Source organism: Nocardiopsis sp. CC223A (genome assembly GCF_030766825.1).
In the GTDB taxonomy this organism is placed as follows: domain Bacteria; phylum Actinomycetota; class Actinomycetes; order Streptosporangiales; family Streptosporangiaceae; genus Nocardiopsis.
The window spans coordinates 1-19,185 of the sequence record NZ_JASFDV010000107.1 but is presented as its reverse complement, the minus strand read 5'-3'; the positions used below and the strand labels follow the sequence as shown (position 1 = coordinate 19,185).

The 19,185-nt window shown below is 72.6% G+C and carries 19 protein-coding genes; 11 read left to right on the top strand and 8 right to left on the bottom strand.

Translation table 11 applies throughout. The annotated features are described in order from the left end of the window. Positions 1 to 1,423: DEAD/DEAH box helicase (locus QJS33_RS28395; RefSeq protein WP_306371140.1), on the bottom strand; the 1,423-nt coding region annotated here is incomplete at its 3' end. A gap of 577 nt (positions 1,424 to 2,000) precedes the next feature. Between QJS33_RS28395 and QJS33_RS28390 the strand changes: the two genes are divergently transcribed. The 3 genes from QJS33_RS28390 to QJS33_RS28380 all read left to right on the top strand — a co-directional run bounded on the left by QJS33_RS28390 (position 2,001) and on the right by QJS33_RS28380 (position 3,783). Then, complete coding sequence (locus QJS33_RS28390) at positions 2,001 to 2,696, top strand: ferritin-like fold-containing protein (protein WP_306371139.1); 696 nt, start codon at positions 2,001 to 2,003, stop codon at positions 2,694 to 2,696. Between the two features lie 224 nt (positions 2,697 to 2,920). Beyond that, positions 2,921 to 3,232, top strand: coding sequence for a DUF6401 family natural product biosynthesis protein (locus QJS33_RS28385; RefSeq protein WP_306371138.1), 312 nt, complete (start codon positions 2,921 to 2,923; stop codon positions 3,230 to 3,232). A gap of 308 nt (positions 3,233 to 3,540) precedes the next feature. Then, positions 3,541 to 3,783, top strand: coding sequence for a hypothetical protein (locus tag QJS33_RS28380; RefSeq protein WP_306371137.1), 243 nt, complete (start codon positions 3,541 to 3,543; stop codon positions 3,781 to 3,783). Between the two features lie 130 nt (positions 3,784 to 3,913). On the opposite strand, the gene QJS33_RS28375 is transcribed toward QJS33_RS28380, so the two are convergent. The 3 genes from QJS33_RS28375 to QJS33_RS28365 form a co-directional block, all read right to left on the bottom strand. After that, the gene (locus tag QJS33_RS28375) at positions 3,914 to 4,726 is read right to left on the bottom strand and encodes a hypothetical protein (RefSeq protein ID WP_306371136.1); all 813 of its coding nucleotides are present in this window, start codon (positions 4,724 to 4,726) and stop codon (positions 3,914 to 3,916) included. A gap of 480 nt (positions 4,727 to 5,206) precedes the next feature. Next, a complete protein-coding gene (locus tag QJS33_RS28370; RefSeq protein ID WP_306371135.1) occupies positions 5,207 to 5,860 on the bottom strand; it encodes a TetR/AcrR family transcriptional regulator in 654 nt (217 codons plus the stop codon). Between the two features lie 192 nt (positions 5,861 to 6,052). Beyond that, on the bottom strand, positions 6,053 to 6,268 hold the full coding sequence (locus QJS33_RS28365; RefSeq protein WP_306371134.1) for a hypothetical protein: 216 nt from the start codon (positions 6,266 to 6,268) through the stop codon (positions 6,053 to 6,055). Positions 6,269 to 6,575: 307 nt separating this feature from the next. On the opposite strand from QJS33_RS28365, the gene moeZ reads away from it, so the two are divergent. The 5 genes from moeZ (at position 6,576) to QJS33_RS28340 (ending at position 15,865) form a co-directional block, all read left to right on the top strand. Beyond that, entirely contained in the window at positions 6,576 to 7,739 is a 1,164-nt protein-coding gene (gene moeZ, locus QJS33_RS28360) for an adenylyltransferase/sulfurtransferase MoeZ (protein ID WP_306371133.1), read from the top strand. Between the two features lie 460 nt (positions 7,740 to 8,199). Continuing rightward, a complete protein-coding gene (locus QJS33_RS28355) occupies positions 8,200 to 8,586 on the top strand; it encodes an SPW repeat protein (RefSeq protein WP_306371132.1) in 387 nt (128 codons plus the stop codon). A 349-nt stretch (positions 8,587 to 8,935) separates the two neighbouring features. Further along, complete coding sequence (locus QJS33_RS28350) at positions 8,936 to 9,262, top strand: MGMT family protein (protein ID WP_306371131.1); 327 nt, start codon at positions 8,936 to 8,938, stop codon at positions 9,260 to 9,262. Positions 9,263 to 9,348: 86 nt separating this feature from the next. Then, positions 9,349 to 12,489, top strand: coding sequence for an ATP-dependent DNA helicase (locus tag QJS33_RS28345; RefSeq protein WP_306371141.1), 3,141 nt, complete (start codon positions 9,349 to 9,351; stop codon positions 12,487 to 12,489). After that, positions 12,482 to 15,865: an ATP-dependent DNA helicase gene (locus tag QJS33_RS28340; RefSeq protein WP_306371130.1), complete on the top strand. Its 3,384-nt coding sequence runs from the start codon at positions 12,482 to 12,484 to the stop codon at positions 15,863 to 15,865. Before QJS33_RS28345 ends, QJS33_RS28340 begins: the two co-directional genes overlap by 8 nt. A 42-nt stretch (positions 15,866 to 15,907) precedes the next feature. Here QJS33_RS28340 and QJS33_RS28335 read toward each other — a convergent pair whose 3' ends face one another. After that, on the bottom strand, positions 15,908 to 16,234 hold the full coding sequence (locus QJS33_RS28335; RefSeq protein ID WP_306371129.1) for a rhodanese-like domain-containing protein: 327 nt from the start codon (positions 16,232 to 16,234) through the stop codon (positions 15,908 to 15,910). 118 nt (positions 16,235 to 16,352) lie between these two features. On the opposite strand from QJS33_RS28335, the gene QJS33_RS28330 reads away from it, so the two are divergent. The 3 genes from QJS33_RS28330 (at position 16,353) to QJS33_RS28320 (ending at position 17,486) form a co-directional block, all read left to right on the top strand. Then, positions 16,353 to 16,955 carry a TetR/AcrR family transcriptional regulator gene (locus QJS33_RS28330; protein ID WP_306371128.1) on the top strand — a complete coding sequence of 201 codons (603 nt, stop codon included), beginning with the start codon at positions 16,353 to 16,355 and terminating at the stop codon, positions 16,953 to 16,955. 76 nt (positions 16,956 to 17,031) lie between these two features. Further along, positions 17,032 to 17,181, top strand: a complete 150-nt coding sequence (locus QJS33_RS28325; RefSeq protein WP_306371127.1) for a hypothetical protein — start codon at positions 17,032 to 17,034, stop codon at positions 17,179 to 17,181. Positions 17,182 to 17,240: 59 nt separating this feature from the next. After that, complete coding sequence (locus QJS33_RS28320) at positions 17,241 to 17,486, top strand: hypothetical protein (protein ID WP_306371126.1); 246 nt, start codon at positions 17,241 to 17,243, stop codon at positions 17,484 to 17,486. Positions 17,487 to 17,499: 13 nt separating this feature from the next. Here the strand turns inward: QJS33_RS28320 and QJS33_RS28315 are convergent, their stop codons facing one another. The 3 genes from QJS33_RS28315 to QJS33_RS28305 form a co-directional block, all read right to left on the bottom strand. Further along, positions 17,500 to 17,979 (bottom strand): SRPBCC domain-containing protein, encoded by a 480-nt coding sequence (locus QJS33_RS28315; protein WP_306371125.1) that lies wholly within the window; start codon positions 17,977 to 17,979, stop codon positions 17,500 to 17,502. Beyond that, on the bottom strand, positions 17,976 to 18,353 hold the full coding sequence (locus QJS33_RS28310; RefSeq protein WP_306371124.1) for a helix-turn-helix transcriptional regulator: 378 nt from the start codon (positions 18,351 to 18,353) through the stop codon (positions 17,976 to 17,978). The genes QJS33_RS28315 and QJS33_RS28310 overlap by 4 nt, the downstream gene beginning before the upstream one ends. A 121-nt stretch (positions 18,354 to 18,474) precedes the next feature. Beyond that, the gene (locus QJS33_RS28305) at positions 18,475 to 19,020 is read right to left on the bottom strand and encodes an EF-hand domain-containing protein (protein WP_306371123.1); all 546 of its coding nucleotides are present in this window, start codon (positions 19,018 to 19,020) and stop codon (positions 18,475 to 18,477) included. Between the last annotated feature and the right edge of the window lie 165 nt (positions 19,021 to 19,185).

Sequence of the window (19,185 nt, the reverse complement as noted above, 5' to 3'; positions counted from 1 at the left end):
GCTTCTCCGCGCGCTTCTCGGCGACGGGCGCCTCGGCGCCCGCACCGACGTTCTCCCCGCCGCGGGTGCGGCGGCGCGAGCGCCCGCCCCGGCTGCTGCGGCGGCGGCCCTCGCCGCGCTCCTGGTCACCGGAGCGGTCCCGGTCCCGGTCGCGGCCACCGCGGCCGCGCTGGGTGCGGGGCCCGCCGGTGTCACCGATGTCCTCGACCTCCTCGGCCTCCAGGCCGGCGTGCTCGCCGCGCTTGTCGGCGGCCAGCCGCCCCTTGGTGCCCGCGGGGATGTCGAGCGCCTCGAAGAAGTGCTTCGAGGTGGAGTAGGTCTCCTCCGGCTCGTTGAACTCCAGGTCCAGCGCGGCGTTGATGAGCTTCCACCGCGGCATCTCCTGCCAGTCCACGAACGTGACGGCGGTGCCGGTGCGCCCGGCCCGGCCGGTGCGGCCGATCCGGTGCGTGTAGGTCTTCTCGTCCTCGGGCGTCTCGTAGTTGACGACGTGCGTGACGTCGTCCACGTCGAGCCCGCGGGCGGCCACGTCGGTGGCGACCAGGATGTTGATCTTGCCGTTGCGGAAGGCGCGCAGCGCCCGCTCGCGCTGGCTCTGGCCCAGGTCGCCGTGGACGGCCGCGACCGCGAACCCGCGGTCCTTCAGCTCACCCGCGACCCGGTCGCATGCCCGCTTGGTCTGGCAGAAGACCATGCTCTGCCCGTGGTCCTTCGCCTGGAGGAGCCGGGCCAGCATCTCGATCTTGTCCATCTGGTGGGTGCGGAACGCGTGCTGGGCGATCCGGCTGGTGATCGCCGAGCCGTCGATCTCGTTGTCGTCGCCGGCCCGCACGTGGGTGGGCTGCCGCAGGTACTTGCGGGACAGGGAGACGATCTCGCTCGGCATGGTCGCCGAGAAGAGCATGACCTGGCGCTCGGCCGGGATCTTGGTGAGGATCCGCTCGATGTCCGGCAGGAAGCCGAGGTCGAGCATCTTGTCGGCCTCGTCCAGGACCACCGCGGCGACCTTGTCCAGTCGCAGGTGCTTCTGGTTCTCCAGGTCCAGCAGGCGGCCCGGGGTGCCGACGACGACGTCGACGCCCTCCTTGAGGCCGTTGATCTGCGGCTCGTAGGAGCGGCCGCCGTAGACGGTCAGGATCCGGGCGCCACTGCGCTTGCCCGCGGTGGTCAGGTCGGCCGCGACCTGGATGGCCAGCTCACGGGTGGGGACCACGATCAGGGCCCGGGGGCTCTTGGAGGTCCCGGGGACCTCCTGCGCCCCCTGGAGCAGGGGGAGACCGAAGGCCAGCGTCTTGCCGGTGCCGGTCCGGGCCTGTCCGATGATGTCGCTGCCGCCGAGGGCGATCGGTAGGGCCAGCTCCTGGATGGGGAAGGGCTCGATGATCCCCTCGGCCTCCAGGGCGTCGGCGATCTCGGTGCTCACACCGAGGTCGCGGAAGGTGATACGGGGCTGTTGTGTTTCGTCTGTGCTGCTCAGGGCTCAGGCCTCCATCTTGGCGGTACACGAACGGCGTGTCCGCGTCGGGATGCGGTCGCGGGCGGCTTCGGGGGCCGCCGCGGAAGGCGCGGCTCGCCGTCCGTTCCGCTCGGAACGGTGCGGCGGCGCTGCCGTCGGATCCGTGGCCCGGGGGCTCCCGGCCGGAGATCGGATCCATCCGCTCGGCGCGCTCCCGTTTTCCTTCGGGGGCCCGCCGTGGTTCGTCGGGTTCGTCCGCGCGGTCGTCGGTCGCCCTCGGGGCGGCCCGACCACGCGGCGGGGCGCGGCGTCCGGAGGACACCGCTGCGTGCGGGGACGTCCCCGCGGGTGTGGGAAGGGGTCCGTGTCGGTCCGCACACGCAGGTCGTCACGGAGAGTCTAGCCGGTGACCCGTCCGGGGGACATGGGAGTTCTCCGGAGCGGGACGGCATGGACCTACCCGTTCCCAGCTGGTGCAACCGTGTCCTTCGGACGTTTAGTCCCCGGTTCGGTGTGGGAACGGCCGGGCGATACGCTGGCGCCCATGACCAAAGGCCCCTCTGTGAACCCCGGTGTGATCGATCTCCTCGGCCTGCTGGCCTACGCCGAGCTGGGTTCCTTCTTCCGACTCGCCGGTGACGCGGTCCTGGCCCCCACCCTGCGCGGGAAGGGCCGCCTGGCCGCGCTGGCCGCCACGGAACAGGCCCACTACCAGGTGCTCAGCGACCGGTTGACGGAGCTGGGGGTCGACCCGGAGGAGGCGATGGCCCCGTTCGTGGAGCCGCTGGACGCCTGGCACGAGCGCACCGAGCCCAAGACCTGGTTGGAGAGCCTGGTCAAGACCTACGTCGGGGACGGGATCGCGGGCGACTTCTACCGCCGGGTGGCCGAACTGGCCGACGACGAGACCCGCATCCTGGTCGAGGGCGTCCTCGCCGAGACCGGCCGCGCCGAGTTCGTCGCCGAGACCGTGCGCGAGGCCCTGGCAGAGGACCCGGTCCTGGCCGGCCGCCTCTCGCTGTGGGCCCGCCGCCTGGTCGGCGAGGCGCTGGGCCAGGCCCAGGCCGTGGCCGTGCAGCGGCCCCGCCTGGCGGCCCTGCTCACCGAGGGCGTCGACCGGCCCGGGGCCGGGGAGGACGACGCCACCGGACTGGGCGACCTGGCCGCGGTGAGCCGCATGTTCGCCTCGCTCACCGACCGGCACGCCGACCGCCTGAAGGCCATGGGCCTGAGCGCCTGAGACCGGCCCGGGGCTCCCGGTCCGACCGGTCCGACCCGAGCGAACGTCGGAGGTTACCCACCGCGGCCCGTTCCGATTCCCCCTCGCGCGGGTTCTTGACCTGCGCTTGGGGACACTCTGGTCAAGAGCGGGTAATTTCCAACACTTTCGTGACGATCGGTTGGGGTGCGGCCATAAACTCGATGAAGTTTCCCGTGTTCGACCACCCCTGAGTAGGTACTTCCATGCCCCGTGGGACCTCAGTGCGCCACCCGTTGGCCGGACTCACCCGTGACTTCCACAAGATCGGTCCCCTCGCCGGTCCGATCGACCCCTGGATGTGCGCTGAGCTGGACCAGCACGCCGCACAGGTGTGCGACGGCATCGCCTCCTCCGGCGGCGAGGTGACCGCCCGCACCCTGGCCACCTACCTCCACGGGTTCCTCGACGGCTGCCTCGAACGGGGCTGGGACTCCGCGGCCGTCGAATACGACTGGGAGACACTCCGTGTCCTCGCGATCTGCCGCTTGGCCAAGGAGCGCGGTTTCGTCCGCTAGGTTGTTGCCATCCGCAGGTGCCGATGTGACCGACGACGCGCTGTTCCCAAGGTGTGTCCGGTGACGGCCCGGACCGATCCGCCGGACACGCCCTCGGTCACCCGCCGTGCCCGTTCACCGGCGAAAATCCCTTCACGGGCCTAGGCTGGGAACATCGGCGACCCACGGCGGCCGGACACGCGACCCGACGACCGGGAGCGGCGCCCTGCGGAATGCAACGTGGGATGCACGGCGTTATGCCGGTCCGGAACGGACCGGACGTCGTGACTGGCGGAGCGGCCCGCAGGAGCCGCGAGAAAGGAATGCGAATGAGGAGCGGTCGGCACGGGGCGGCGCGCCCACCGGTCGGCGTCCTGATCCAGCAGGATCGCGTCGACTTCGCGCTTTTCGCACTGATCTTCGTCGTCGCGGTGGCCTCCATGGTCTTCACCGGTCCGGGCAGCGTCGTCTTCTGGCTGGCGCTGCTGCCCATGATCGCCACCGTGGTGCTGGCGGTCCGGCGGATCGAGCACCTGTCCCGCCTGGAGCTGCGGGACTCGGAGTTCATGTAACCGGCGACGGCGCACGACGGCGGGAGGGCGGGGCCGACGGCCCCGCCCTCCCTTGTCTCCTTCGTCTTGTACCTCTGTGATCCTGAGCCCCCTTCCCCTCGACTGCACGTTCTCGTGGCGCCCGTACCCGTCAGGCGCTGCTCTCGGGCCGCTCGCCCGCGCCCGGCGTGCCCGTGCCGGCGCTCGCCCCCGCGGTGCGGGTGCCCTCGGCCTCGGCCGGCCCGGTGGTCGCGGGGCGGTCCATGGCGGCCTGGCGCCCCGCCTCGTAGCTGCCCCTCTCGGCCAGCCGGCCGGTCTCCTCCTCGGCGCGGTCCAGCCAGCGCTCCCAGCGCGACTGCATCGGCCGGACCAGGCCGCCGCCCACGCCCACCACGAGGATGCCGCCGACGGTGGCCAGCACGGCGATGAGCACCGGCGTGGTCACGGTCGTGGCGATGCCCATCTGGTTGAGCGCCGCGATGACACCGAGGGCCAGGATGGCCACGGCGGCGATGTTGGCCAGCAGCCGGCCGTACGAGAGACCGCCCAGGGCCCCGCTGATGATGTCGCGGACCGCCTTGGCGATCATCGCCGTCACCACCACGATGACCAGCGCGACGATGCCGCGCGGCATCCAGGCGATGACCTCGTTCAGGAGAGTGCTCACCGGGTTCGGCCCGAAGACGTTGAACGCGAGAGTGAACACGAACAGCAGGGCGACGTAGTAGATGATCCTGCCGCACAGCTCGCTGGCGCTCCAGTTGCTGCGCTCGAAGTACTCGCCCACCCCGCCGCGGTGGAGGGCGCGGTCCAATCCGACCCCGTGCAGAGCCTTGCCGACACCCTTGCCCACGAACCAGGCGATGATCCAGCCCAGTACGAGGACCACCAGGAAGCCGGCCAGCAGTGGTACGAAGCTCGCCACCATCTGCCAGGCCGTCATCAGACCCTGACCCACATCCATGACGTCTCCACCCCCAAGTCGCTCCGTTCGGTCGTACCGAAAGGTCGCCGTTCGGAACGGCGAAGAGAAGCTCGGTGCCTCTCACCCCGGCGATACCCGGAGCGCCCGTTTCAAATCCTTTATCGGCGCAGGTCGAGAGGTATTGCTTTTTCTTGGGGATTTCCTGATCGAAAAAGGGTGACCGGCCATTGTCGGGCGGGGGCGGTACGCCCGGAGGGGGTCGCCGCGCCACGGCGAAGGGCCCCGGACGCCGAACCGGTCCCCGATGGTCGGACCGGTGAACTGAAAGGTCGGGCCCTCAGGGCAGGTGTGCACCCGTTCGTTGGACCACGCCATCGCCTTCTCGCGCCGGTCCGGGGCGAGCGTGCCGTTCGCCTCTCATGGGACTGCTCCCCGGTCGGTGGGACTGGATTTCCAGTCCGACTTCCAGGGAGCAGTCCGACGCCCGGGGCCCTTCGCGGTTCACGTGTGCGCGGGGTTTCAGGAGTCCTGGCCGGTCGGCTGCCCCTCGCCGCCGCGGTGCAGGTCCCAGCCGCTGATGCCGCGCCAGGCCAGTCGGGCCACCAGCAGTTCGGCGGCGTCCTTGGGGACCGACCCCTGGGTGTTGATCCAGTAGCGGGCGCTGGTCTCGGCCATGCCGACCAGCCCTATGCTCAGCAGGTGCGCCTCCTCGTCGGAGATGCTGGTGTCCTGCCGGATGACCTCGCCGATGAGCTCGGCGCAGCGCTGGAACGTCTGCTCGCTCTTTTCGCGCACCGCCGGGAGATTGCGCAGATCCGATTCGAAGACCAACCGGAACGCCTCGCCGTCACCGGCCACGAAGTCGAAATACGCGCGGAAACTCGCGATGACCCGCTGGCGGTTGTCGTCGGTGCTCTCCAGTGCCTCGCGCTGCTTTTCGACCAGCGCTTCGGAGTGCTCTTCCAGAAGGGCGAGGTACAGCTCCAGCTTCCCCGGGAAGTGCTGGTAGAGGACCGGCTTGCTCACCCCCGCACGCTCGGCGATCTCGTCCATCGCGGCCGCGTGGTAACCGCGGGCGACGAAGATCTCCTGCGCGGCGGCGAGGAGCTGTCGGCGGCGCCTGACCCGGGGCAGACGGGTGCCCCGGGAGCGGGCGTCTGAAGGAGCTGTCACACCCACACCCTCCGATCTCGGCATGGCAGATGCACGCCATCATCGGACATCTGCGTGGCTGGCACCGTCGTGCGCGCGTCCTTGGCACAGAGCGCGCTCCACGGCGTTTTCCGCCATCTTACTCCTGCGTAAGTTACCTGTGGCATAAGGATTCGTCCCGCGCACCCGGACGGGACGGGTCGGGACCGCAGATCAGCGCCGATCGTCGTCGTCGGTCCCGGCCTCGCGCAACTGCTCCACCACGTCGGCCTCGTTCGCGTCCGGGAGCTCTCCGCCCTCGGCGCGCTCCAGCCAGTCCTCGTCCTCCGTGTCGGAGGCGGACAGCCGCTGCTCGACTGCGTCGGCCTCGGGGACCGCGGCGCCCGGGTCCTCCGCGGGTGCGCGACGTGCCCTCTGGTCCTCGGTCACGGGTTACCTCCCCTGTTGACGGACGTACCACCGACACTACTCGCCGCCGCGCCGCGGGCGGGGGAGGCGGGGGAATGAATCGGCGGGTCAGGGCGGTTGCCGACGGGAGGGGCGCGGTCGCGGGCGTGCGGCCCGAGCGGTGCCCGCCGGTGTGGCCGCCGACATGGCCCCGGGGGGTGGGAATGGAAAACCCCACCCGTTAGGTTGGGTATGAGAGCAAGCACGCTTCGCGCCCCGCGACCCCTGCGCCCGTGGCCCTTTCGCCTCGGGCGGTGTGAAGCATCACGAACAGACATGAGGAGTCACCGTGTCGCTGCCGCCGCTGGTGGAACCAGCTGACGAGCTGACCGTGGACGAGGTGCGCCGCTATTCGCGACACCTGATCATCCCCGACGTGGGCATGGACGGGCAGAAGCGCCTGAAGAACGCCAAGGTGCTCGTCGTCGGTGCGGGCGGACTGGGTTCCCCGGCGCTGCTCTACCTCGCCGCCGCGGGTGTGGGCACGCTCGGCATCATCGACTTCGACGTCGTGGACGAGTCCAACCTCCAGCGCCAGGTCATCCACGGCCAGAGCGACGTGGGCCGCCCCAAGGCCGAGTCGGCCCGCGACAGCATCAAGGAGGTGAACCCCAATGTGACGGTGATCCTCCACCAGGACCGCCTGGACTCCGACAACGCGCTGGAGATCTTCGCGGACTACGACCTGATCCTGGACGGGACCGACAACTTCGCGACCCGCTACCTGGTCAACGACGCCGCGGTCATCCTGAACAAGCCGTACGTGTGGGGTTCCATCTACCGCTTCGACGGCCAGGTCAGCGTCTTCTGGAACGAGTACGGGCCGCAGTACCGCGACCTGTACCCCGAGCCCCCGCCGCCCGGCATGGTCCCCTCCTGCGCCGAGGGCGGCGTCCTGGGCGTGCTGTGCGCCTCCATCGGGTCCGTCATGGTGAACGAGGCCATCAAGCTGATCACCGGCATCGGCGACCCGCTGGTGGGCCGTCTGCTCATCTTCGACGCCCTGGAGATGACCTGGCGTGAGGTGAAGGTCCGCAAGGACCCCGACACCGAGCCGGTCACCGAGCTCATCGACTACGAGGCGTTCTGCGGCGTCGTCTCCGACGAGGCCAGCGAGGCCGCGGCCGGGTCGACGATCACCGCGGGCGAGCTCAAGGACCTCCTCGACAACAAGCCCGACGACATCTTCCTCGTGGACGTCCGCGAGAAGAACGAGTACGAGATCGTCAGCATCCCGGGCGCCACGCTCATCCCCAAGGGCGAGTTCCTCAACGGCAAGGCCTTCGAGAAGCTCCCCCAGGACAAGCGCGTGGTCCTGCACTGCAAGTCGGGCGTGCGCTCGGCCGAGGCGCTGGCCGCGGTCAAGGCCGCGGGCTTCGCCGACGCGGTGCACGTCGGCGGCGGTGTCCTGGCCTGGGTCAACCAGGTCGATCCCAGCCTGCCCTCGTACTAGCCCCGGTCCACCGCCCGTTCCGCCCGTCGCCCGCCACCGTCCTCAACGGACGGCCCGGCGGTCGGCGGCCGCCGGGCCTTTCGGGCCGGTGCTCGGGCGCCCGGAGGACGGGAATCGGCTTTCAGGCGGCACAGCGCCCCTGCGTGAACAATCCTCGCCCGCCCGTGGCCCTCTGGCCTCCCGTCGCCCACCACCGCCCGCCCGTCGCCCACCACCGCCCTCAACGGACGGCCTGCGGCCGCGGGGTTCCCGCTTACGGACGGCCTGCGGCCGTGGGGTTCCCGCTTACGGACGGCCTGCGGCTTCGGGCTGGGCGCACTCGCCGGACACCTGCTGCTCACGGACGTCGCCGGGTACGACCCGGCGCCGTCCGCCGTATCCGGGTGCCCGAATGGGTACAAGTCCTCCCAGGGGCCGCCGGTCGACCGTCGGGGCGGCCCGGCCGCAGGGAGGTGGCACCATGCGTGAAAAGGGACGTCTGGCCGACTGGGTGGCGATCGCCGCCGGTCTGGCGCTGGGAATGAGCTTCGTCTGGCACGGGATGTACGGGGTCAGCGGGAGCGCGCTGTTCGTGCTCGGACTGGGCGTCATCATGGCCGCCGTCGTCTCCCTCACCCGACCCGGCGCGCTCTCCGGGGAGGTCGCGGTGCTGGCGATCGGGGCGCTCGTGTTCGCGATGCCCTGGCTGCTGGGCTACACCCACCTGCCCCTGGCCGCGTGGACCGCCTGGATCATGGGCGGCGGCATCGCCGTGCTCGGTGCCTACGGCCTGTTCCAGGCCCGCCAGACGCGGCGGCGCGACCCCGACTCCGCCTGGAGTTCCCACGTCAACCGGATCCCGGCCTGACCGTGAGGGTGTGCGGTGGCTTCTCCGGCGGGTCCGGCCCGCGGCCTGACCGGTGCCCATGACGGGTCGTCCTCTACGGGGTCGGTCGGCCTGCTCGGAGGGGCCGCCGCGTGTGACCGGTCGGGCGACCGTGACCTTCGGCGGGTCCGGCCCGCGGCGTGACCGGTGCCCATGACGGGTCGTCTTCTACGGGGTCGGTCGGCCTGCTCGGAGGGGCCGCCGCGTGTGACCGGCCGGGCGACCATGACCTCATGGGAGTTCGGTCGAAAAGCCCCGCCACGGTCTTGTCCGCCCGGCCCCCGGTGTTCCCGGCGTCGCGTCCGTCGGCGGCCCTCGCTAGGGTGTGGCCGTGTTCACCGATGAGGACGGCGGGCCCGACGAGTACGCCGACGAGGTCCTGGCCGTGGTCGAGCGGATCCCGCCGGGACGGGTGATGTCCTACGGCGACATCGCCGAGTACGTGGGCCGGGGCGGCCCCCGCCAGGTCGGCTCCGTCATGTCCACCTGGGGCGGCGGCGTCCCCTGGTGGCGGGTGGTCCGCGCCGACGGCAGACCCGCCTCCGGGCACGAGGTGAGAGCCTTGTCGCACTACGCCGCCGAGGCCACTCCGCTGCGGCCCGGAAGCGACCGTGTGGACATGCGCAAGGCCCGATGGGACGGGGAAAGCGGAGGCTGAGGGCACCCCGCGGGCTCCCCGTGCCGTCCGGGACGGTCGGCACCCTCTGGTGAACTGGTGGGGTGAACACATCCCCGTACCGTCTCGTGCGGCGCCCCCACCGGGTGCAGCCGCCGCCGGTGCTGGACGAGAACCAACGCAAGGTCGTCGACCACGAGGGCGGCCCCCTCCTGGTGCTCGCCGGTCCCGGCACCGGCAAGACCACCACCATCGTCGAGGCCGTCGTCGACCGCATCGACAACAGAGGCGTGGACCCCTCCCGCGTCCTGGTCCTCACCTTCGGCCGCAAGGCCGCCCAGGAACTGCGGGAGCGCATCACCGGACGGCTGCGCCGCACCACCCGCGAGCCCCTCGCCCTGACCTTCCACGGCTACGCCTACGCGCTCATCCGCCGCGAGTTCCAGCGCATGGGAGACCGGCCGCCCCGGCTGCTGTCCGGGCCCGAACAGCTCATGGAGATGCGCGAACTCCTGCGCTGGGAGGCCCAGGACGGCGGCCTTGCCTGGCCCGAACGCCTGCGTCCGGCCCTGGAGACCCGCGGGTTCGCCGAGGAGCTGCGCGACTTCCTCATGCGCGCGGAGGAGCGCGGTCTGGGCCCCGACGCCCTGGCCCGGCTGGGCCGCGAGCGCGGCCGCGACGACTGGGAGGCCGCGGCCGGGTTCCTGGCGCGGATGAACGGCCGGTTCGACATCGCGCCCGTGCCCACCCTCAACTACGCCGAACTGGTGCGGATCGCCGCCGGCCTGCTCTCCGACCCGCAGGTGCAGGAGCGCGAGCGCTCGGCCCGCGAGATCGTGTTCGTCGACGAGTACCAGGACACCGACCCCGCCCAGGAGGAACTCCTCCAGGCCCTGGCGGGCGACGGCCGCGACCTCATCGCCGTCGGCGACCCCGACCAGTCCATCTACGGGTTCCGCGGCGCGGAGGTGCGCGGCATCCTGGAGTTCCCCGACCGCTTCCGCACGATCCGCCGCACGCCCGCCCCCGTGGTGGCGCTGCGCACCTCCCGCCGCAGCGGCTCCGACCTGCTGGCCGCCTCGCGCGCGATCACCCGCCGTCTGCCCGCCGTCGCCTCCGCGCCCGGCCGCGTCAACGAGCACCGCGCCCTGGTCCCCGCCGCCGGGGTGCCCGCCGGGAACGTGCGGCTGCTCATGGCCGAGAGCCCCACCCAGGAGGCGGCGGTCATCGCCGACACCCTGCGCCGCGCCCACCTGGTGGACGGCGTCCCCTGGTCGGAGATGGCCGTCCTGGTGCGCTCGGCCACCCGCCAGCTTCCGGTGCTGCGCCGCGCCCTGGTCGCCGCGTCGGTGCCGGTCGCCGTCGGCGCCGACGAACTGCCGGTGGCCGCCGAGCCCATCGTGCGGCCGCTGCTGTCCCTCATCCGGTTCGGACTGCACCCGGCCGAGCTCGACGACGACGCCGCCCGCGACCTGCTCACCGGACCCTTCGGCGACGCCGACGCCATCGGCCTGCGCCGCCTCACCCGCGCCCTGCGCCGACTGGACCTGGACCGGGCCGCCGCCGAACGCGCGAACGGTGAGGGTGACGGGACCTACCGGCCCGCCTCCCTGCTGCTGGTGGACGCCCTGCGCGAACCGGCCGACCTGGCCCTGGTCGAACCCGAGGTGGCCGCGCCGGCTCTGCGCATCGCCACCGCACTGGCCACCGTCCGCGAGCTCGACGCCCGCGGCGCCGACGCCGAACAGGTGCTGTGGCGGCTGTGGCGCGACAGCGGCCTGGCCGACCGGCTGCTGCGCGCCAGCCTCGCCGGGGGCCGCCGCGGCGCCGCCGCCGACCGCGACCTCGACGCGGTGGTCGCCCTGTTCGAGAGCGCCGCCCGCTACTGCGACCGGCTGCCCCCCGGCACCCCCGAGGGGTTCCTCGCCGACCTGGCCGCCCAGGAGATCCCCGGCGACAGCCTCGCCGAGCGCGCCCCCGAGGGCGAGTCCGTGCGCATCCTCACCGCCCACCGCTCCAAGGGGCTGGAGTGGGGGCTGGTGGTGGTCGCCGGGGTGCAGGAGGGCGACTGGCCCGACCTGCGCCTGCGCGGCTCCCTGCTGGGTGTGGAGGAGCTGGTGGACGCCGACGTGCACGGCGCCGACTCCTCCGGGGCCGCCCTGGCCTCCAAGCTGCTCGCCGAGGAGCGCCGCCTGTTCTACGTGGCCCTCACCCGCGCCCGGCACACCCTCGTGGTCACCGCCGTGGGCGGCGACGACGCCGAGCAGCGGCCCTCCCGGTTCCTCAACGAGATGGGCGTGGGCGACCCCGAACCCGTCGGCACCGGGGTGCGCTGGCTGTCCCTGCCGTCCCTGGTCGCCGACCTGCGTTCGGTGGTCACCGACCGGAACGCCCCCGGGGCGCTGCGCGACGCCGCCGCCGTCCACCTGGCCCGCCTGGCCGAGGAGGGGGTGCGCGGGGCGGACCCCGCCGAGTGGTACGCCCTCACTCCCTTCTCCGACGACCGGCCGCTGGCCGAGGAGGGCGACACCATCCGGGTGTCGCCCTCCCAGGTGGAGAGCTTCACCAACTGCCAGCTGCGCTGGCTGCTGGAGCGCGCCGCCGGGGCCTCCTCCGGCGACTCGGCGTCCGCGCTGGGCACCGTCGTGCACGCCGTCGCCGTCCTGGTCGCCCAGGGCACCCCGCCGCAGGACATCTCCCGGCGGATGGACGAGATCTGGGCCGACCTCGACTTCGGCGGGCCCTGGCAGGCCGACAAGCAGCGCGAGCGCGCCGACACCATGGTCCGCAAACTCCTCACCTGGGACGCCGCCAACGACCGTGAACTCGTCGTCACCGAGGAGGGGTTCAAGGTCGACGTCGGCGGCATCGAGATCACCGGCCGGGTCGACCGGCTCGAACGCGACGACCAGGGCCGCGCCGTCGTCGTCGACATCAAGACCGGCGCCGCCAAGGCCGAGGACCTGGACCGCCACCCCCAGCTCGGCGTCTACCAGATGGCCGTGCTCAAGGGGGCCTTCGCCGAACTCGGCCTGGCACAGCCCGGCGGGGCGATGCTCGTCCAGCTCGGCGAGAAGCTCAAGAACGCCCGCGAACAGGTCCAGCGCCCCCTCGGCGAGGACCCCGACCCCCGCTGGGCGCAGGACCTCGTCACCGAGGTCGCCGTCGGTATGGGCGGCTCCCGGTTCACCGCCACCCGCAACAAGGGATGCAGGTCGTGCGCCGTGCGCGCCTGCTGCCCGGTCCAAGACGAGGGCAGACATGTCTGAAGCCCACCCCCGGTTCACCCCCGCGGAACTCGCCCGCGTCCTCGGGCAGCCCGAACCCACCGCCGAGCAGTCCGAGGTGATCTCCGCGCCCCTCGAACCCGCCGTGGTCATCGCCGGCGCGGGATCGGGCAAGAGCGAGACCATGGCCTCCCGCGTGGTGTGGCTGGTCGCCAACGGGTACGTGCGGCCCGAGCAGGTCCTGGGCCTCACCTTCACCCGCAAGGCCACCGCCGAGCTGGCCGAACGCGTGCGCAAACGCCTGGACCAGGTGCGCGACAGGCTCGGCGACGACGTCATCGGCGAGGGCGTCCTGGACGGCGAGCCGACCGTGTCCACCTACAACGCCTACGCGGGGCGCATCGTCGCCGACCACGCCCTGCGCGAGGCCGTCGAGCCCACCGCCCGGCTGCTCAGCGAGGGCCAGTCCTGGCAGCTCGCCGCCCGGGTGGTCGGCGAGTACGACGGCCCCATGGACCTGGTCACCGTGGGCGCGGACACCGTCATCGAACGCGTACTGCACCTGTCCGGGGAGATCGCCGACCACCTCACCACGGTCGAGCGGGTGCGCGGCATCGGGCGGTGGATCCAGGCCCAGGTGGACGCCCTGCCCAAGAGGCCCACGGCCGAGACCCGCGACCTGGTGAACACGCAGCGCCGCCGGGAGCAGCTGCTGCCCCTGGTGGAGCGCTACGACCACGCCAAGCACGCCCGCGAGGCCATGGACTTCGGCGACCAGATGGGCCTGGCCGCGCGCATCGCCGAGAACCACCCCGAGGTGGGGCTGGTGGAGCGCAGCCGGTTCCGGGTCGTGCTGCTGGACGAGTACCAGGACACCAGCCACGCCCAACTCGTGCTGCTGCGCTCCCTGTTCGGGGACGGCCACGCCGTGACCGCGGTCGGCGACCCCTGCCAGTCCATCTACGGGTGGCGGGGGGCGATCGCCGCCAACCTCACCCGGTTCCCCACCGACTTCCCGGCCGCCCCCGGGCGGCCCGCGGCCGTCCGCAAGCTGTCCACCAGCTTCCGCAACGGCGAGCGCGTCCTGGGGGTCGCCGGGTGGATCTCCGAGGAGCTGCGCGCCGAGGCCGCCGAGGTCCCGGTGCTGTACCCGGGGCCGGCCCGGCGCGGGCGCGGGCGGGCCGACGTCGCCCTGTTCCGCACCGAGTCCGAGGAGGCGGCCTGGATCGCCGCGCGCATCGCCGACCTGGTCAAGGGGGTGCGCCGTGACCCGGAGACCGCTCCGGACGGGATGCCCTGGCCGCCGGGCGAGTCCGGGAGCGCCCAGGACGGGGGCGTGTCCCCGGGCGACATCGCCGTGCTGTGCCGCCGCCGCGCCCAGTTCCCGGCGCTGCGCGAGGAACTGGAGGCGCGCGGCGTCCCGGTCGAGGTGGTGGGCCTGGGCGGGCTGATGCTCGTCCCGGAGGTGCGCGACATCATCGCCACCCTGCGGGTGGTGCACGACGCCGCCGCGGGCAACGAACTCGCCCGCCTGCTCACCGGGCCGCGCTGGCGGTTCGGCCCCCGCGACCTGGCCTCCCTGGGGGCGCGCGCCACCGAGCTGGCCCGCCACTCCCGCCGCGACCTCACCCGGGACGGCCCGGACGACCCGGGGGACGACGTGCTGCGCCGCACCGTCCTGGACCTCACCGCGGAGAGCGGCAGCCTGGTGGACGCGGTCGACGACCCGGGGCCGGCGGAGAACTACTCCGAGACCGGGCACGCGCGCCTGCTGCGCCTCTCCGAGGAGCTGCGCAACCTGCGCAAGCTCGTGGGCCAGCCGCTGCCGGACCTGATCACCGAGGTCGAACGCGTGCTGGGCCTGGACATCGAGGTGGCGGCCCGCAGCGGGCGCGACCCGCTGTCGGCCCGTGCCGACCTGGACGCGTTCGTGGACCACGCCGTCCGGTTCGTCGGCAACGGCGACGACCCGTCGCTGGGCGGCTTCCTGAGCTACCTGCGCGCCGCGGAGGAGAACGAGAGCGGCCTGGCCCCGGGGGAGCGGGTCGGCGGGTCGGACAGCGTCAAGCTCATGACCATGCACGGTGCCAAGGGGCTCCAGTGGCCGGTGGTGTTCGTGCCGGGCATCAGCGGCGGACGCAACCCGGTGTTCCCGGCGGCCGCCCGCAACTCCCTGGCCTGGGTGAAGGCCGACCACCTGCTGCCGTACCCGCTGCGCGGCGACCGGGCGAGCCTGCCCGAGCTGACCGGTGTGGACAAGCAGGGCATCGCCGCGTTCAAGGAGGCGGAGACCGCCCGCCACCTCATGGAGGAGCGCCGCCTCGCCTACGTGGCGGTCACCCGGGCGTCCTTCCTCCTCGTGTGCACCGGGCACTGGTGGGGGCGCACCGGCACCACGCCGCGCGGGCCCTCGGTCTTCCTGGAGGAGATCCGCGAGGCCTGCGAGCAGGGGGCGGGGCGGGTGATCGACTGGGCCGACCCGCCCGAGCTCGACGAGACCAACCCGCACGACGAGGAGGAGGGCGAGGCCGTGTGGCCGCCCCTGCGGGGGGACCCGCAGAGCGACGGCGAGGCCACCCCGGACACGCTCGCCCGGGTGGACGGCGCGGTCACCCGCCTGACGGAGATCGAGGCCGGCGCGGCACTGGTGGAGCGGGCCCGCGCGGCGCTGCGGGAGGGCAGGGCGGTACCGCCGGACCCGGCGCGCTACGAGAAGCTGGGGCGGCGGCTCCAGGGGTGGGAGCGCGACACGGGGCTGCTGCTGGCGCACCGCGCCCGCGAGGCCGAACGGGCCGAGGACGGCACGGTGCCGGTGGAGCTGCCCGACCACCTGTCCGTGTCCTCCATGGTGTGGCTCGCCCGCGACCCGGCGGGTCTGGCCCGCCGGATCCGCCGGCCGCTGCCCCGGCCCCCGGCCCCGCACACCCGGCGGGGGACCGCGTTCCACACCTGGTTGGAACGCCGCTTCGGGCTGGGCACGGCGACGCTCCTGGACGAACTTCCGGGGGCGGCGGACGAGACGGCGGGGGAGGACGACGACCTGGCCGAGCTCCAGAGGCTCTTCGAGGAGAGCGAATGGGGCGGGCGGATCCCGGTCGAGGTGGAGGTGCCGTTCGAGACGGTGATCGGGGACCGCCTCGTCCGCGGGCGGATGGACGCGGTGTTCCACGAACCGGAGAAGGGCTACGACGTCGTGGACTGGAAGACGGGGCGGCCGCCGCAGAACGCGGCGGAGCGCCGCGCCGTCGGCGTCCAGCTGGCGGCGTACCGGCTGGCGTGGGCGGACCTCCAGGGCGTGCCGCTGGACGAGGTCCGCGCGGCCTTCCACTACGTTCGCGCCAACGAGACGGTCCGTCCCACCGATCTGCTCGACGCCGACGGCCTGGCGGCCCTCATCGCCTCCGTCCCCGAGCCCTGAGGAGCGCCGCGCGGTCCCCGGCCGGGGACCGCGCGGCACGGATCAGCCCTTGTCCACCGGCAGGCCCGCCTCCACCCAGTCCTGGATGCCTTCCCGGTACTTGCGCACACGGGTGTAGCCGAGGCCCTCCAGGGCGGTGGCCACCGCCTGGCTGTTGCCGCAGGCGGGGTTGGAGCAGTAGACGGCGATCAGGGCGTCCCGCTCGGGGAGCAGGTCCGCGGCCCGGTCCGCCACCTCGTCGGCGGTCAGCGCGATCGCTCCGGGCAGGTGCTGCTGCTCGTAGTACGCGCCTCCCAGCGCGTCGAGCACGGTGATGCTCCCCTCGTCGATGTGGGTCCTGAGTTCTTCGCGGCTGATCAGGGCGGTCATCTCGTCCTCCGAATCGGACCGTGGTCCGGTTGTTGTGGCGAAGAGAAGCGGACTTGGGTCCGCTTCCTGTGGGGAGTTTAATCGGACCGGGGTCCGCTTGTCGAGTAGGATGGCGGCCGTGAACGATGAACTGCTCCGGATCCTGCCCCGACCGCCGGAGGAGCGCGCCGACGCCGCCCGCAACCGGGTCCGGGTCCTGGAGGCCGCGGGCCGCCTCTTCGCCGAGGGCGGCACGGACGCGCTGAGCGTGGACGCCGTCGCGCGGGAGGCCGGGGTGGGCAAGGGGACGGTCTTCCGCCGCTTCGGCGACAAGTCCGGCCTGGTCTCCGCGCTCCTGGACCGCAAGGAGCGGGAGCTCCAGGAGGGGATCGTCTTCGGACCCCCGCCCCTGGGGCCCGGCGCTCCGCCCCGCGAACGGGTCCAGGCGTTCTTCTCGGCCTACATCACCTACCTGGCCGACCACCTGGACCTGGTGCGGCTGTCGGAGACCGCCGCACCGGGAGCCAGGTTCAGGACCGGCGCGTACGTGTTCTGGCACAGGCACCTGGAGCTCCTGTGCGCCGGCCTGCCCGACGCCGACCACCTGGCCCACGTGCTCCTGGGCGCGGTCGCGGCCGACCTCAACACCGAACTGCTCGCCCGGGGGATCGGCTGGGACCGCGTCCGCGCGGGTGTGGCCGCCGCGGTCGACGCCCACTTCGCGGCCGCCGAACGGCCCTGAACCGCCGGTCCATGGCCGCGCCGCCTCCCGGAGGAACGGCGGCGGGGGCCGGGCGGGCGTGCGAGGATCGGCGGCGATGGAGACGATCGCGGCCGCTGTCGCCGCCCGCCACGGCATCCCGCCCGCCGACGTGCGCCCGCTCCCCGCAGGGGTGGCCAACCACGTCCTGGCCCTGGGGCAGGCCCTCGTGCCGCGCATCCCCCGCGGCCCGGACCGCGAAGTCTGACCACTCGCCCTAGGCGGGCATTGTGGGTATTGCCCACAGCGGTCGAATTGGGAGGGGCCATGGAACTCGTGAAGACCGGAAGCAGAGGCCGCATCAACCTGGGCGAGAAGATCGCCGGTAGCGAGTACTACGAGGTGGAGAGGGATGACAACGGCACGATCACCCTCCACCCGGTGCGCGTGACCCGCGTCGCCGAGCCGACTCCCGAGGACATTCGGCGTCGGAGTGCCGACGTCGATGCCGGGCGCAACATCATGAGTGCGACCCTCGACGACCTGGACCGGATGTCGGACGACACCGAATGACGGCCGGTGGCGCTCAGCCGGCGAGCAGGGCGTCGATCTGGCCCATCGCGCCCTCCATGCCCTCGACCATGCCCATCTCCAGCAACCGGTCCATGTCCTCCTTGGAGGAGAACGTGGAGCGGATGACCATGCGTGCGCCTTCGCCGTTCTCGGAGATCTCGACGCGCCCCCTGGTCGTGGGCATTCCGGGGGCCGGGGCCCCGTCGGAATCCGAGAAGCCGTCCTCGAAGTCCAGCGAGTTCGGCGGGTCCACGGCGATGACCCCCCACCAGCCCCGAAACCGCTCACCCTCCGGTCCGGTCATGTAGTAGGTGACCCTGCCGCCCGGGGTCAGGTCGTGCTCCTCGACCGTCGCGGGATAGGTGGGCGGGCCCCACCACCGCTCCAGTCGGCGGGGGTCCGCCCACAGGGACCAGACGTCTTCCACCGGTGCGTTGAACTCGGCGGTCAGTGTGACGGTGAGGTTCTCGAAGTCCTTCTCGACGCCGGTCATGCCCATCGTTCCGTTCCCTCTTCTCCATGGGTGCTCTCCGATGCGGATTCCGCGGCTCCCGCGAGGAGGCCGGCCATCCGGTCGACCCGGCCGCGCCAGAGCGATCCGAGGTGGTCGAGGGCCTGCCTGGCCCGCGCGACGGCGTCGGGCTCGGTGCGCACCCGCTGCTCCCGGCCCCGCCGTGCCTTGGTCACCAGTCCTGCCCGCTCCAGCACCGCGACATGCTTCTGGACCGCGGCGAAGCTCATGGGGTACGGCTCGGCGAGCCGGGACACGGACAGCTCACCCTCGACGGAGCGCCAGAGGATGTCGCGTCGGGTGGCGTCGGCCAGAGCGTGGAACAGCCGGTCGGCGGCCTCATCACCTACAACCATTTGGTTGTAGGTCAGCGCGTACCGCCGACGAGGTGAAGGGGCAGCCCCGGACCCCGGACATGCACGAGGGGGCGGCCTCCCGGAACCGGGCGGCGGCCCCCTCGCGTGCACGGTCCTGCGCTCAGACCACGCCGAAGACGAAGCCGCCCGGGGAGTCGCTCTCCTCGCCGAACAGGAACTGCCGGGCCGACAGCACGAACTCCTCCCGGCTGATGTCCCCGTCCCCGTCGGTGTCCACGTGCGCGAACCGGGTGCGGGCGTCGCCCTCGCCCGCGCCCAGCGCGGCCGCGTACACGAGGAACTCCGCCAGGCTGATCCGCCCGTCGCCGTCCTCGTCCAGCAGGTCGAACACGGCCTCGGCCACCGCCTCGGCGGCGTTGGACCGGCTGCGGTCCTCCGACGCCGCGTGCATGGCCGCGACGAACTCCTCCCGCTCCAGCCGGTCCTGGACGCCGGAGTACCGCACCAGCCGGTCCCACAGCGACCGGTAGGCCGTCTCGATCGCGTGCGCCTTGGGCTCGGTGGGGTCCAGCGTGTACCCGGTGATGTACCGGTCCACCAGCCGCTGGTAGTCCGCCCAGGTGGCGTACTTGTCCCCGTCGGTGTCGAGCACGTCGAACAGCTCGTTGAACCGGGCGATGATCGCCTCGGAGGGGGTGATGCTCACGTGGTTCCTCCCATCGGTGGGGCGGGTGGTTCCCTCCCCGTCCTGTGAGTCCCATCGTGCCGAAAAGGTTCCCTCCGCGCGCAGTCGGCGGCCCGTTCGTCCTGATCGCGGACAATGTTCCGCCTGCCGGCCCCGGGAGCCCCGGGGCGGCACCGCCCCGTCCGG

Bases quoted from the DNA above. Each gene is read 5' to 3' on its own strand.
- QJS33_RS28315 (WP_306371125.1), bottom strand. From the start codon at position 17,979: ATGACCGGCGTCGAGAAGGACTTCGAGAACCTCACCGTCACACTGACC.
- QJS33_RS28335 (WP_306371129.1), bottom strand. From the start codon at position 16,234: ATGACCGCCCTGATCAGCCGCGAAGAACTCAGGACCCACATCGACGAG.
- QJS33_RS28310 (WP_306371124.1), bottom strand. From the start codon at position 18,353: ATGGTTGTAGGTGATGAGGCCGCCGACCGGCTGTTCCACGCTCTGGCC.
- QJS33_RS28385 (WP_306371138.1), top strand. From the start codon at position 2,921: ATGCCCCGTGGGACCTCAGTGCGCCACCCGTTGGCCGGACTCACCCGT.
- QJS33_RS28390 (WP_306371139.1), top strand. From the start codon at position 2,001: ATGACCAAAGGCCCCTCTGTGAACCCCGGTGTGATCGATCTCCTCGGC.
- QJS33_RS28320 (WP_306371126.1), top strand. From the start codon at position 17,241: ATGGAACTCGTGAAGACCGGAAGCAGAGGCCGCATCAACCTGGGCGAG.
- QJS33_RS28340 (WP_306371130.1), top strand. From the start codon at position 12,482: ATGTCTGAAGCCCACCCCCGGTTCACCCCCGCGGAACTCGCCCGCGTC.
- QJS33_RS28375 (WP_306371136.1), bottom strand. From the start codon at position 4,726: ATGGATGTGGGTCAGGGTCTGATGACGGCCTGGCAGATGGTGGCGAGC.
- QJS33_RS28355 (WP_306371132.1), top strand. From the start codon at position 8,200: ATGCGTGAAAAGGGACGTCTGGCCGACTGGGTGGCGATCGCCGCCGGT.
- QJS33_RS28380 (WP_306371137.1), top strand. From the start codon at position 3,541: ATGAGGAGCGGTCGGCACGGGGCGGCGCGCCCACCGGTCGGCGTCCTG.
- QJS33_RS28325 (WP_306371127.1), top strand. From the start codon at position 17,032: ATGGAGACGATCGCGGCCGCTGTCGCCGCCCGCCACGGCATCCCGCCC.